The sequence below is a fragment of the Cytophagales bacterium genome, from assembly GCA_019456305.1.
In the GTDB taxonomy this organism is placed as follows: domain Bacteria; phylum Bacteroidota; class Bacteroidia; order Cytophagales; family VRUD01; genus VRUD01.
Map to the genome: position 1 here is coordinate 16,867 of VRUD01000051.1, position 15,270 is coordinate 32,136.

A 15,270-nucleotide genomic window follows, 5' to 3' on the forward strand; every position below is an offset into this window, starting at 1 on the left:
TTGTACTATAAGGCAACTTTTATTAATTTTGTTCGTTTTAATAATTCACCAAAGTTTGTGGAGAAGAAAATTGATTGAATATAATCGGTATTATTTAAATATTATAAGTTTAAATTAATGATTCATAACCCTAAGATAATAAAATTACCTAAAGTTGAAAAATTTGTAGAAAGTTTAGAACAAAAGGAACAAAAGAAAGTAGATTTTAATTTTAAAAAAACTGAGGCTGGATTAAAAGGAGAATGGTTTAAAAAAATGACAGGTACAGACGATATATGGGAATTTAGAACATTTTATAATAAAAAATATATTCGTATTTTGGCATTTTGGGATACAAAAGATAAAGAGAATCCCTACATTATTTCAACAAACGGCTTTATAAAAAAAACGAATACTTCACCAAAAACTGAAATTGATAAATCTGAAAATATTAAGAATGAATATTTTCAGAAACTTTTAATTTAGTATATATTATGAAATATTCAAATATAAAAAACCGCAGAGCGGCTGTCCTTAAAAGTATGGGAGCTATAACTTTCGAAGAATCACTGGATAAACATTACGGCAAAATTGGAACCTCCAATCGAGATGAATTTGAACTAGAATCAAAGCTTGAGATAATAGGAGAGATCCTTAAACAGGCAAGAAAGTCACAAAACCTGACACAGGAAAAAATTGCTCAAAGTATGGGTATAGACAAGACTAATATCTCAAAAATTGAAAATAACGTAAAAAGACAGCGCATTGATACTATATTAAGGTTTGTTAATGCTTTAGATGCGCGTATGTCTATTAAGATAAAGTTAAACGGTGAGCATAACGAATTCGAAATGGTTTTTTAAATGAAGATTAGAAAAAAGCCTTAAAGAGGGACTAACGGGGATGATTAATATTCTGCAATTAATGTTTCAGCAGGGATATTCAGCTTTTTGAGCAACTTCATACCACTCATTTAATTGTAGTTCACAATCTGCATGTTTTTCCCAATATTCCCGCAATGTTTTTTTAGTAAAAATCCTCAAAATTTAATTATATTGCAAATATACAAAAAGGTTACCACAATCTTAACTAATTTAAAATTTTGGTGTAATGGACAAAAGTTGGTGCGTAAAATGACATTCAAAAGTAGTAAAAAATTATAAACGGATAAAAAAATTTATTACTCTTAGTACTCATGGCTTAAATAAAGTTTGATTGTTTTGATTACAAATTGGATAAAACAGGACAGCAAAGATAATAAATAATTTATTTCAAATGGCAAAGATTCAGACAAAAGTAAAGATTTTTTATTTCAGAAAAAGATAGGGTAATGCTTTTCTTCATAAGCTTCTACTAAGGTGAATAAAACCTCAAATTCTTCGCCTTCAGGGGTATTTTCATCCACTCCCCAAAGCCTTTCAACTCTTGCTAAAGCTTTTTTGTAATCTTTCTCTGTTCTGATCGGTTTGATATTCATTTTTTATATGTTTTTTGTGTAATAAATATAAAAATGTTACCAAAATGGTTGCATTTATATCTTTTCTCTATGCAAAACTGTCAACTGCCTGTTATATAACTGCTACTACCAATGTAATTGCCTGTCTCAACTTGAAAGTTGAGCTACATTGCCTATTGCCAACTGCCTACTGCCAACTAATTCTCACTTCCCCTTAAACTCCGCCTTCCTCTTCTCCAAAAACGCCCTCGTACCTTCATTGATATCCTCTGACCCGCAGCAACGGCTGAATGAATCAACCTCCATTTGGTAACCATTAACTTCACCATCAAATACGGCATTGACACAATCTATCACCAATCCAACTGCCAGGGGAGCTTTTGAAAATATCTTTTTTAGTATATCTTCACATTTTGGTATTAATTCATCCTTTGAAGTTACGTAATTCACAAGACCCAACTCTTTAGCCAGGTCTGCCGATATCATGTCTCCTGTCATCATCAATTCATTCGCCTTGCCTTTGCCGACAAGCTGTGTGAGCCGTTGAGTGCCTCCGTAACCAGGGATGATACCCAGCCCCACTTCCGGCTGGCCAAATTTGGCATTGTCTGATGCTACCCTCATATGGCAAGCCATAGCCAATTCGCAACCCCCACCCAGCGCATATCCGTTTACCGCAGCGATAACGGGTACTTTGCAATTTTCTATCATAGCAAAAACTTCCTGCCCGTTTTCAGAAAACTTTCTTCCATTTGCTTCATTCAATCCTGCAATTTCGCTTATATCTGCGCCTGCAATAAATGCCTTATCACCTTCACCCGTTATGATCACGCCTTTTATTTCGTTTTCATCATAGGCGCTTTGCATTGCCATGCGAATTTCTTCCACCGTTTCTACGTTCAGGGCATTCATTTTTTCCGGACGGGATATTGTGATAGTAAATATCCCATCAGTGTTTTTTGTTTTTAAGTTTTTAAAATTTCCCATAATTATTGGCGTTTGTTATTTATAGTAATTCAATAGAATTACAACTGAATTACTGCTATTTCTTCCGGCTTGCATTAAACAACTTCTGCTTCTCTTCTTTGGTAAGTTTCTCATATCCTGATTCCGATATTTTATCAAGGATGGCATCTATTTCTGTCTGGTCCGAATCACTTCTTGTAGTTTTTTTGCTGCTTTTTTTGGTATGGGTCACCTTAATTTTAGCTTCACGCGTAAAGAAGCTTTTGAACCCTTCCAGGATAGAAGTGATGGGTTTACCTAAATTATTGCCCTTTTGAAGTTGTCTAATAAAAATATATCCAATTAAAGCGCCACCAAGGTGGGCTATATTGCCTCCTGCATTATCTTGAATAGTCCCGGCAATAGAGATTAGTATAACAAATGCCGCGATATAAAATATCCGAACCGGGCCTATAAAAAGTAAAAAGAAGGTATAATTGGGCATGTATGTGGCTGCACCAACAACAACTGCAAAAACGCCTGCTGAAGCTCCCAACAAAACAGCTCTTTCAACCTGATCTTGAAAATAAGGGAGCAAATTGTAAGCTAAGATATAAAGAACACCCCCGGTTAATCCACCTATAATATAAAGATTGACCAGATGCTTATTGCCAAGGAAATCTTTAATAAGTTTTCCAAACCAATATAGTATTAACATATTCCATAAGATATGCAAAAATCCTTCATGTATAAAAAAGTAGGTTATTACAGACCATGGTCTGTAGATCAATTTATTTAAAGAAGAAGGGAGCGTAAGCTGTTCAATAATTAGTGCATAAATTTGTTCTGACCCGGAAAGAACCAGAAATACCTTTAAGATCAAAAGCGCAACAAAAACGATCACATTGATCAGTATCAACTGAATCAATCCATTATCCGGCAGTCTGAAAGCATTTTTAATATCGTTTGAAAAACCGTTCATTTCTAATAAAAAGACCCTCCCTGTTTTTGCCAGTATTTGATCAAAATAAACCCAAATAGCATACCACCCAAGTGAGCAAAATGAGCTATGTTGTCACCGTAATTACTAATTCCCATCCACAATTCAATTCCGCCATATATTAATACAAAATATTTCATTTTTAAAGAAATTGGAGGAAACATCAAAAAAATAGAATTATTAGGAAAAAGCATACCATTGGCCAATAGTAAACCAAAAACTGCTCCTGAAGCTCCAACTACAGTAGTATTTATTATTAAATTTATTTTTGCGGCAATAGGGTCAATAAAATTTTGATTGTTCTGGAGTATTTGATAACCATTATTTAACACTTCATCTAAAAGTTCCGGAGGTATAGTATCATAAAGTAGAATTAATCTGATATGCGCTACAAGTATTTGAATCAAACCGGCTCCAACTCCGGTAATCATGTAATAAATTAAAAACCTTTTGGGCCCCCATACATTTTCCAATACACTTCCAAACATCCATAAAGCATACATATTAAATAAAATATGGAACAACCCGCCATGCATAAACATGTAGGTTATGATCTGGAAAGGTTTAAACCCAGGTGAATCAAAATAATAAAGCCCTAAAATTCGGTTCAGATCTATGTGCAGTTGTTCGAATATAAATGTTACCACAAACATTAAAATATTAATGATCAACAGGTTTTTTACGACACCTGGTATGTTTCCTAAAAAATTATTCATACTAATAACTACTTTTTTTTACAAAATATTCATTAATTTTATCCAACCCCAAAATAATCAATGTAAAATCCCCATTGGGCGTATAAGCGGGTGTTTTACACGTAAAAAGCTGGTTGATCACGGTGTTCATTTCCGTAGCGGTTAATTTTGTCCCGTGTTTCATAGCCGATCTTTTAGCCAGAGACCGGGACAGGTTCTCCCTTGTTTCAAGCTTTAGATCAGTTTTGTATTTTTTGTACTGCTCAATAAGCCCTTCAAACAGATCTTTCTCACTGCCTGGTAGTATATCAGCAGGAACGCCATTTACTACAATGGAATTTTTCCCAAAGTAAGAGAATACAAACCCTAATGCATGGATCTCTTCTTTTAACTCCGTAACCAGTTCAAAATCCGGAGGGCTTAATTCAATAGTTTGAGGAAAAAGAAACTGTTGGGAAGCACCGAATCTATTTTGTAGCATGGTCAGGTATTTTTCATATAGGATACGCTGGTGGGCAGCGTGCTGATCAATGATCATCATTCCTGATTTTACCTGAGTGATTATATAACTGTTGTGAATTTGAAATGCTGTACTTTCGTCAGAAGACAAAAAGTCTTTTTCAACCGCTATATCAGTGTTGACAGCGCTTGGTAAGGTGAAAGAAGAAGAAGAAGCCCCCCCTAAATCCACAGCCCCCCTACCTCCCGCAATGCTGGCCCGATGTCCACTGGACATCGTCCTCCCCAAAGGGGGGACTATTCCATCGCTTTTGCCAGCCCCTTTCCCTTTGGGAAGTGTGGTGGGAAAGTCCCCCCTTTGGGGGGATTTAGGGGGGCTGGGCCTGAATTGTTGTCTTGTATATTCTATATCAGATTTGTTCAGTTCTTCTTGTTGTGATACTAACCTCGTAGACTTCTTATAGTTCACATCAACAGAATAATCTATTGAAGGGGTGATATTATGAACTCCCAGAGATCTTTTTACAGCAGATCTCACAAAGGCATAAATCGTTTTTTCGTCATCAAACTTGATCTCTGTTTTAGTAGGATGCACATTTATGTCAACATGCACTGGGTCAATTTCTATGAACAAAACATAAAACGGGAACCTGTCTTTTGTAATGAGCTCCTCATAAGCATTCATCACCGCGTGGTGCAAGTAGGGGTGTCTTATGAATCTCTTGTTCACATAGAAGAATTGCTCACCGCGTGTTTTTTTGGTAAATTCAGGTTTACCGATATAGCCTGTGATATTTGTTAAGGTGGTTTTTTCCTGGCATGGCGCTAATTGCTTTTTATATTGGTCACCGAAAATTGATACAATGCGTTGGCTGAGTTTGCCGGAAGCAAGCTGAAAAAGCTCCATATCATTTTGATACATTGTAAAGGACAGACCTGGATAGGCGATTGCAATTCGTTGAAACTCATCCAATATGTGGCGCATCTCAACAGGATTTGATTTCAAAAAATTCCTCCGTGCCGGAACGTTATAGAAAAGATTCTTAACAGTGATTGATGTACCCGCAGAGCAGGGGACAGGTTCCTGGGATTTGGTCTCTGAAGCTTCAACCTTAATTAACGTTCCTAACTCAGTTCCTTCCTCTGATAAATCGGGTCCTGGACGGAGTTTTGAGCGCAGTTCTACCTGCGCTACTGCCGCTATTGAGGCTAAGGCTTCCCCTCTAAAACCTAATGTCCGGACTCTAAACAGGTCATCTGTGTTGGAGATTTTTGAAGTAGCATGCCTTTCAAAGCACATCCTGGCATCGGTTTCACTCATGCCCATGCCATCATCAATTACCTGTATTAAGGTTTTGCCGGCATCTTTAACGATGAGCTGAATTTTTTTGCTACCGGCCGGCCTGCCGTCCTTTTGCCCTATGTTTGGCAGGCAGGCGTCCACAGAATTTTCCAGCAGTTCTTTTACCACAGAAGCAGGCCGCTGCACCACTTCACCGGCAGCGATCTGGTTGGCTATTGAGTCGGGTAATAAATGGATTTTGTCAGGCATTATTGTACCGGAATTTCAATCTTTTAAATGAAACTTATATTCAAATCTATCCTTCCCCGACTTTATCGGGGCAGGTGTGCTCTTAATGAACAGCTACCGGGCTTTGGTTATCCCGACTTTGTCGGGACACTCAGTACCCAGTTTAATTACCAAATTCCTTATCAATTTCTTCTGAACTTTTATTTTTTGCACTTAAAAAAACATTCTTGAGTCCACTCCAAAAAGCATGCACTGAACGAAGTGAACGTGTCAAAAAATAAAAATAAATAATAACAACTTCTAACAAAACAGCGCCAGGTAATAAATAGCTATTATCCGCATAAAAATAAAGCAAAAAATCACATATCAAAAATACTACAATCAATAATTGCAGGTTAACAGCCTTCCTGGCAGGGCTTGTTCTGCGTCTGAAAGCTCCTGGTATGCCGGGCTTATAATCATCACTGCTAAAAGTATTTTTTTTGTTGAGTTGTTTTTTTATTAAATCAGTTCTTCTTTTAATATCCTCTTTTATTGGATCATAATAGCGTGGTTGATATTCAAATCGTTTATATTTGGGACGGGATAATAGGGAAGGTAATTTCATTTTGCAAAAATACATTTATTTTTTTAAAATGAATTTAAGTTAGAGTCATTTTTTAATAACGTATTGCTTAATGTTAAAACATATCTTAACCTTTAGGCGCATAGCGCATAGCGCATGGCGCATGGCGCAGTGTATAGGAGCAAAGGACAAAGCGTTGAGCCCCGATACTCGGGATTCTGCAATATGTGCTATGCGCCATACGCTATGCGCTATGCTCATCATTGTTTTTACTGACGTTAGATCCCAGGAAAATTGGGTTGACAGTGTTTTTAAGAGCATGAATGCCGGGCAACGTATCGGCCAGCTTTTTATGGTTGCAGCTTATTCCAATAGTGGCGAGACCCATTATAAAGCAATTGAGCAATTAATTAAAAACAATCACATAGGTGGTTTGATATTTTTTCAGGGTACGCCTTACCAGCAAGCGAAGTTGACAAATCGTTATCAATCCATTTCTAAAGTTCCGCTGCTGATTGCCATGGATGCAGAATGGGGGCTTGGGATGCGTCTTGACAGTGCCATAAGTTTCCCCAGGCAAATGACGCTTGGTGCAATCCAGGATAATCAATACATCTACCGGATGGGTGCGGATATCGCACGGCAATGTAAGCGGATAGGGGTCCATGTTAACCTGGCTCCTGTAGTGGATATAAACAGCAACCCCGGCAATCCTGTCATCGGCCCACGATCATTTGGAGAGAATAAGGAGAACGTGACAATGAAAGGCATTGCTTATATGAAAGGATTACAGGAGAACGCTGTAATAGCAAATGCCAAGCATTTTCCCGGCCACGGTGATACAGACACCGATTCGCACCTTACCCTCCCGGTTATCAATCATTCTAAAGAGCGGCTTGATGAAATAGAACTTTATCCTTTTAAAAAATTAATGCAGGAAGGATTGATGAGTGTAATGGTAGCACATTTACACGTCCCCGCTTATGATGATACTTTAAACAGGGCTACCACACTTTCCAAAACTGTCGTTACCGGTCTGTTAAAAAATAAGCTCGGTTTCAGAGGCCTGATTTTTACGGATGCTTTAAACATGAAAGGAGTAAGCCAGTTTTATAAACCCGGTGAAGTTGACCTGAAAGCTTTACTGGCTGGCAATGATGTGCTTTTATTTTCTGAAAAAGTCTCTTTAGCGATTAAAAAGATCAAACAAGCGATCAGGAAAGGAATGATCTCCCAGGAAGAAATTGATAAGCGGGTGAAAAAGATACTGAGAGCAAAATATTGGGTGGGGTTGCATGCAAAAAAGGGAATAAAGGAAATAGGGGAAATAAAGGAAATAGGGGAAATAAAGGCAGATAATTTTCACTCAATAGATTTAAATTATATATATGAAGATTTGAATAATCCTCATGCAAAATTGTTACAGCAAGAGTTATTTGAGAAAGCGCTTACATTAGTAAAAAATCAGGATGATTTGATCCCCATTAAGATATTAGATACCAACAGTTTCGCCTCAGTTGCAATTGGTCTTTCCCACCTTATTAAGGGAGAATTAAACGGAGTTAATGAATTTCAAAAAATGCTGAGCAATTATGCCCCATTTCACCATTTCAGTATTTCAAAAAAAGCCCGGGAAGAAACTTATAATGATCTTTTAAATGAAGCGTCTAAATATAAGGTAGTGGTCGTAAGCATACACAAAATGAATAATAAGAATTCTGCAGGATATGGAATAAGCCAAAAAGCAAAGGATTTCATAAAGCAAATCAAGGAAAAAACAAAAGTTATCCTGGTGGTTTTTGGCAATCCATACAGCCTGAAATATTTTGAAGACAGCAAATGGCTGGTTTGTGCCTATGAGGATAATGCTGTTACTCAAAAAGTGGTTTCTCAATTGTTGTTTGGCGCCATACAGGCAAACGGGAGGCTACCTGTTTCCGCTTCTTCAAAATTTAAAGAGGGCACAGGGTTGTTCACAGAAAAATTAAAAAGGTTAAGGGTTACTTTTCCCGAAAGCGTAGGCATGAATTCCGAAACATTGCAAAAGATTGACAGTATTGTGCTCGAAGCAATTGCCGATTCGGCAATGCCTGGCTGCCAGGTGCTTATTGCAAAAGACGGAGCCGTGATCTTTAACAGGTCTTACGGATACCACACCTATGATAAAAAACGGCCTGTAACGTATCAAACAATTTATGATGTTGCCTCCATTACAAAAGTTGCAGGCACTTTGCAGGCAATCATGTTCTTAAAAGAGCATGGGCTGCTGAATATGGACGCCAAAGCCTCCAAATACCTTCCTGAACTCAAAGGCACAAATAAAAAAGACCTGACCATCAGGCATATTATTACACACCAGGCAGGCCTGATCCCCTATATTGAATACTGGAAAAGAACCGTGGACTCTTCAGGAATGCTTAGCGACTCTTTTTATTCTAAAATTAAAAGTGAGAAATTTTGCAATCTTGTAGCTTTCCGGATGAAGGCAGGAATGGCTACTACCGATGGGAAAGTCCCAACCCTTGAGGGGAATCTGTTTTCAATTGCCGCAATGGAAGATTCTTTATGGAAGTGGACAATTAATTCTGAAATGAGAAAAAAGAAAAGGAGGAGAAGATATAAATATGGTTATAAATACAGCGACCTGGGATTTTATATTATGAAGCAGATTGCTGAAAAATTGTTAAATCAATCCATAGAATCGTTTTTAGAGCAGAATTTTTACGCACCCCTGGGCCTTCATTCACTGACTTATCAGCCGTTAGACAAATTTGGGATAGAAAATATCGCTCCCACAGAACGTGATACCAATTTCAGGAAAACTTTGGTATGGGGCACAGTGCATGATCCGGGAGCAGCCATGATTGGGGGTGTGGCAGGCCATGCCGGTATCTTTTCTAATGCAAACAGCCTGGCTGTATTGATGCAAATGAATATGCAGCATGGATATTATGGAGGAATGAGGTATTTAGCGCCTGCTACAATTCCTGAATTCACCGCCAGGCAATTTAAAAAGAACAGGCGCGGTTTGGGTTGGGACAAACCCGATCCTGACGGTCACGGCCCCACTTCAAATTTCGCTTCTGCCCATACTTATGGCCATTCCGGTTTCACCGGCACCTGCGTTTGGGTTGACCCGGATCGCCAGCTTATCTATGTGTTCCTTTCTAATCGGGTATATCCTGATGCCTTTAATACAAAACTCATCACAAAAAATATTCGTACGAGGATCCATAATGTTATTTATAGAGCGATGGAATAAAGTGATTAGGTGTTTGAGTGTTAAAGTATTGCAGTAAGTGATTTGTAAAACAGCAATAATTTTAAGTATTTATTATGGATAAATTTAAACCTTTGGCTATAACTTACGCAATACTACGTAGGTAAAAATAAAAAAATATTTACATAAAATGCAAATCCAAGAATATTTTAAAAATAAATGGTTATGTTTGTGAGACTTTTTAGAGTGGACTCAAGTTTTGTTTTTAAAAATAAATGTATTATATTGCAGCGATTTATTAAAGTTGCAAACATTTGCATAGGTTACAATTTTTTAAAAAAAAGAATTAAAAGATTATGAAAAACATAATTAACAGCGGCTTATTTTTGATGCTCTTTGTATGCCTTTCTGCAATTTGCTTTGCCCAAAACAATAAAAAGAATGATAAATCAATCCAAAGCTCAGAGGTTAAAAAGCAAAGTCAGGTCATTATAAACCAATCCGGAATTAATAAGACAAATACAGGTGAATATGAAAAAATATTAATTAATAAGCAAACGCAAAAAATTTCACAAAAGGGAAAATTTGAAATTACAGGGCAGCAAATGCAATTGTATATAGCTCCTGAACCCAAAAGTGATGATTTGTACGAAGTAACAGTATCTCAGGAAAAAAAGCAGGTAGTAAAAAAAGACAAACCCATCAGACCAATAAAAATGATTAAATATTAATATAATGAAAAGAAAAGCTATTTTATCAATAATTTTAATTTTACATTTTGCAATCTTCAATACCCTGTTGTTTGCTCAGTTATATCATGTTACCCTGGATCAGAGGATTGAAAATTCCAAGATCATTTTTGAAGGTAAAGTGATCAGTAAAAAATCATTTTGGGATGTTGACAATTATAATATATATACTTCCAATATCATAGAAGTGTATAAGGTATTTAAAGGTAATTTGAAATTTTCGCACGTAGAAGTAATTACTGAAGGCGGTATTGTTGGAACAGAAATGCAAACAGTATCTCACTCGCTGCAGTTGAATGAAGATGACGTAGGCATTTTTAATTGTATTTCAAATACTATTAATAAATCCAATAAGAGCATAAACCCAGGTTACATAAGCTTAAAAACTTATGCAGACCTGCAGGGCTTTATTCGCTATGACCTGAATAACATGTCCGGCAATGACATTTTTAATAAGTATGCAGATATTAACAATGATGTATATACTGCCATAACAAGCAGGACAAAAAATGACTATCGTACCATAAAAGATGTCAATTTATATCAAAGAAAAGATAAGAAGTAATAAGTATGAAAAAAAGAAATTTCACATATTGCTTTAAAGAGGTTTTTCCTGTATTGTTGGGAATAATATTTTGTTATGGTACTGGCTGGACACAGGTTAGCATCACCAGCTTTGCTCCCGGTACGATAAGCGCAGGTACCAAAAGTGTATTGACCATTGATGGCAGCGGATTCGGCACAGGAGGACCAACAAGCACCAAGTATGTGGAATTCAGGAATGCTGATGATGGTGGCGCTACTTATGTTAAACCTATTACTTCAGAGTACATTTTATGGACTGATGCTCAAATTCAGGTAGAAGTACCTTCCGATGCAGGTACAGGCACTTTTCGCGTTAGAAATGGCGGATCAACAGGCACTTCCCCTAGCTCTCTGACAGTAACCTTTTCTTACCTGAATGTAACTTCCGGAGGGCTCACATACCAGCCCGATCATATTGATGATAACGCAGCCGGTGGTTATACCTGGCGAATGTTTACTGACTTCGATGCCAATGCCGGAGCTAACAATGCATTTCTGAGAGCTTTAGAAACATGGAGATGCGCTACTTATATTAATTGGGATGTAGGCGCTGTTACTACTGTGGATAATATAGCAAGTGACGGTATAAATATATGCCGGTTTGATAATGGTGGAGAATTACCTGCCGGAGTGTTGGGAAGGGCTACCAGCAGATGGACGGCATGTGACCCCGGAGGTGGATATGAATGGTGGGTATATGAATTAGATATTGTTTTTGATGATGGTACGGCCTGGGACTTTACCCCCCCGGCAACATGTTCCAATTTCGAATTTGAGGCAGTTGCCCTGCATGAACTGGGCCATGCCCACCAATTAGGCCATGTTATTGATGGTGCTGATGTTATGCATTATGCTGTCGGATGCGGAGCCGCTACAATCACGCTTAACGCCAATAACACTGCAGGTGGCAATGCAGTAATGGCAAACAGCACGGCAGCCAACAACTGTCCTGAAAGCCCAATGATCGCCTTGAGTGCTGGTAATTGCGCATTGGCGTGTATCGGAAGTGAGCCGGCAAATGATGCCGCCTGCACTCCTACTGCCTTGCCGGTTGACGGCACTTGTGTCACTGCACAAACAAACTATTGCGCTACTTCCGAAGGTTACACTTTTGGGTGTGCTATAACAGATAATACGGTATGGTATCAGTTTACAATTACCGGTGTAAATGACAAATTGGATGTTACTTTTACCAACTCCACTATAGGTCCTGATGTTGAACTGGCGCTGTTCGATAATACGGGCTGCAGCCCTCCTACGGGTATAATGTCTGCATGTGGGGATACCTCCTCTGCTTTTCAGTTTGAAGGAGTTTCAGCCGGAGCTTCTCCATATTTATTAAGCGTTACCACATCAAGCGCCAATGAAGGAGATTTTGATATATGTGCTACAGAATCTGCTGACCCGTGTCTGGGCGCTGAACCGGTCAATGATGCTATCTGCAGTTCCACTGCATTACCTCTGACCGGCGCTTGTGTTACCAGTCAAACCAACAAGTGTGCTACGCTGGACCTTACGTTTGGTTGCTCTACCACCGACCACACTGTGTGGTACACATTTACGGTTACGGGCGGGCTTGACCAAGTTGATATTACTTTTGCCAATGAAACCTTTGGAGGGGATGTTGAGCTAATGTTATTTGACGGAGCTTGTGGCGCAGCTACCGGAGTGACTTCTCAGTGTGATACTTCTAGTAACTTGTTCCGGTTTTACCCACTTACCGGTGGTACTACTTACTGGCTGAGTGTTTCCACAGCAGATGCAGATACGGGCAACTTTGACATTTGCGCTACAGAATCTGTTAACACTTGCACAGGAAATCAGCCCGCTAACGACAATGCCTGCAGTTTTGTTACATTACCGGTTGACAGCACTTGTGTAACAGGGCAAACCAATAATTGTGCAACCTCACAGGGCTATACTACAGGTTGCCTTACTTCTCCCTATACAGTGTGGTATCAGTTCACGTTAGGTGCAACAGCTTCAGTATTTAATGTTACCTTTGAAAATTACTCACTTGGAAGCAATGTGGAAGTAGCCGTTTATGATAATGTTTGCGGAGGGCCTACAGGTATCTCATCAAGCTGTGGCTCACCTGGGGGCATGTTTATTTTTTCAGGATTATCACCACTCACTACTTACCTGCTTGCTGTTTCCACGGTCATCGCAGATACAGGTGGTTATGATATATGCTCATGGGAATCTATTGACTGCTCTGTCAGCCAGCCTTCCAATGATTCTATTTGCAATGCTTTAGCGGTACCTGTGGATGGAACCTGTCTCACAGGACAAACCAATATCTGCGCTACACCGGATTTCAGCTCAGGTTGTGTGGATACATTAGTCGCTTCAGTCTGGTTTTCTTTTTCCATAACCACTCCTGCCAACAGAGCTTATTTTACATTCCAGAATTATACATGGTCAGCTTCCACAAAGGTGCAAACATTATTAGCAGCAGGGCCATGTAATTCAAATCCATTAAGTGTTTTATACGCTTTATGTGGCAGCCCTTCTGATACCTTTTGGTTTCCGGTAAATCTTGTTTCCGGAAATACTTATTACGTAATGGTTGCTACAGATACATTATCAACCGGCAATTTTGATATCTGCGGAAGGGAATATGAAGTACCTCCTGCCACCATCACAGGCCCGGAGCAGGATTGCCCTGGAGCTATCCCTATATGCGGTCCAACATATTATGAAATAAACGCATATTCGGGTATCGGTACGGTGCAGGAAGTTTTTAATACCTGTTTGGGAGATGGCATCCAAATCACGGGTGAAAATAATTCGGTCTGGTACACCTTTACCGTTCAGGATAATGGTGACGGAGATATAGATTCTTTGTATTTTATCATAAATACTGTAGATCTTTATGACTGGGCATTGTTTGATATTACTACAATAGGATGTGCAGGTATCCCTACAGCGACTCCTGTAAGATGTGCATTTTCGAATACAGTAGGGCCTACAGGAGCTAGTGTTGCTCCTGCTCAACCTAAACTCCCTCCAATAAGCAGCGGGCAGATGGGTTCACCTACGATACCCGGCATACAGGTAACCGAAGGTGAAATATATGCATTGATCATTGATAACTGGTTTGGAAATAATAACGGATATGAATTAAATTTCTGGGGAGATGCTATTATCTGGGATAATACCCCTCCAAACATGACCGGAGCTGCTTCATGTGCTACCAATGTTATTATTTTGACTTTTGATGAACAAGTTAATTGCGACAGCATTGTTTCAGGAGAATTTAAATTGACCAACATCACTACAGGTACTGATTATTCTTCTGCCATAACTTCAGTAGCCGGATTCGGTTGTCCTGGTGGAGGCGGTGGGCAAACCACACAGATAAGCATTACACATAATGGTATGTTCCCTACAGGTACTTATGCACTGGAAATTAACCTGGGCGTACTGGAAGATATGTGCGGGAATAAAGCCATTGTTGGAGATACCGTAACGTTCAGCTATCTGCTGCCTCCGATATTTACCGCAAATTTTGATACAATCTGTACCAGCGGGGAAGCAGTGACACTTACCACTGATGTTGGCCAGGGTGTTTATCAGGGCTCACCGCCATCAGGCCTTACTTTTACACTTAATCCTGGCGCCATTACAAATTCTACAGGTATCTTTACAGTTTACCCAACTGCAACAACCACCTATACAGTGGATGTAACTTATGGCGGATGCACTAAATCGGCAAGTCTCAATATTACATTAATAGACAATATAGTTGTTACCATTAATCCCGTTGATCCGCAAATTTGCAGTGGAACTACTACCTTGTCCGCTTCAACTACAGTAAGTGGAAACCCTTGTGGTAGCTGCACTTTTTCATGGAGCACAGGAGAAACTACATCATCAATAACTGTAGGGCCTGGCACTTATTGGGTTACTTCATCTACAGCAGAAGGCTGTGCAAGCAATAACACAGATACATCTATTGTTTCACTCGCATCAGCAGGATCTGCAGGAGTTTGTAATATATGGTATGTATCACCGGCCGGAGGAGGTGATGGTAAAACCAAATTAACACCTGCTACGTTAACAGCCGCTTTGGATTCGGCAATA

11 protein-coding genes are annotated in these 15,270 nt (G+C 38.9%); 6 read left to right on the forward strand and 5 right to left on the reverse strand.

From position 1 onward, the window contains the following. The first annotated feature begins 117 nt into the window (after positions 1–117). Positions 118–465, forward strand: coding sequence for a type II toxin-antitoxin system RelE/ParE family toxin (locus tag FVQ77_11510; GenBank protein MBW8050941.1), 348 nt, complete (start codon positions 118–120; stop codon positions 463–465). An 8-nt stretch (positions 466–473) separates the two neighbouring features. Then, positions 474–842: a helix-turn-helix transcriptional regulator gene (locus tag FVQ77_11515; protein MBW8050942.1), complete on the forward strand. Its 369-nt coding sequence runs from the start codon at positions 474–476 to the stop codon at positions 840–842. Positions 843–1,639: 797 nt separating this feature from the next. Here FVQ77_11515 and FVQ77_11520 read toward each other — a convergent pair. The 5 genes from FVQ77_11520 to FVQ77_11540 form a co-directional block, all read right to left on the reverse strand. Further along, a complete protein-coding gene (locus tag FVQ77_11520; GenBank protein ID MBW8050943.1) occupies positions 1,640–2,422 on the reverse strand; it encodes an enoyl-CoA hydratase in 783 nt (260 codons plus the stop codon). Positions 2,423–2,477: 55 nt separating this feature from the next. Beyond that, complete coding sequence (locus FVQ77_11525) at positions 2,478–3,362, reverse strand: rhomboid family intramembrane serine protease (protein MBW8050944.1); 885 nt, start codon at positions 3,360–3,362, stop codon at positions 2,478–2,480. Positions 3,363–3,364: 2 nt separating this feature from the next. Next, complete coding sequence (locus tag FVQ77_11530; protein MBW8050945.1) at positions 3,365–4,096, reverse strand: rhomboid family intramembrane serine protease; 732 nt, start codon at positions 4,094–4,096, stop codon at positions 3,365–3,367. A gap of 1 nt (position 4,097) precedes the next feature. After that, the gene (mutL, locus tag FVQ77_11535) at positions 4,098–6,086 is read right to left on the reverse strand and encodes a DNA mismatch repair endonuclease MutL (protein ID MBW8050946.1); all 1,989 of its coding nucleotides are present in this window, start codon (positions 6,084–6,086) and stop codon (positions 4,098–4,100) included. A gap of 142 nt (positions 6,087–6,228) precedes the next feature. After that, on the reverse strand, positions 6,229–6,672 hold the full coding sequence (locus FVQ77_11540) for a hypothetical protein (protein MBW8050947.1): 444 nt from the start codon (positions 6,670–6,672) through the stop codon (positions 6,229–6,231). A gap of 190 nt (positions 6,673–6,862) precedes the next feature. On the opposite strand from FVQ77_11540, the gene FVQ77_11545 reads away from it, so the two are divergent. The 4 genes from FVQ77_11545 to FVQ77_11560 form a co-directional block, all read left to right on the forward strand. Next, positions 6,863–9,892, forward strand: coding sequence for a serine hydrolase (locus tag FVQ77_11545; protein MBW8050948.1), 3,030 nt, complete (start codon positions 6,863–6,865; stop codon positions 9,890–9,892). Positions 9,893–10,206: 314 nt separating this feature from the next. Then, positions 10,207–10,581 (forward strand): hypothetical protein, encoded by a 375-nt coding sequence (locus FVQ77_11550; protein MBW8050949.1) that lies wholly within the window; start codon positions 10,207–10,209, stop codon positions 10,579–10,581. A 4-nt stretch (positions 10,582–10,585) separates the two neighbouring features. Continuing rightward, a complete protein-coding gene (locus FVQ77_11555) occupies positions 10,586–11,164 on the forward strand; it encodes a hypothetical protein (GenBank protein ID MBW8050950.1) in 579 nt (192 codons plus the stop codon). A 5-nt stretch (positions 11,165–11,169) separates the two neighbouring features. Further along, a partial coding sequence (locus tag FVQ77_11560) for a hypothetical protein (GenBank protein ID MBW8050951.1) occupies positions 11,170–15,270 on the forward strand: 4,101 nt, incomplete at its 3' end.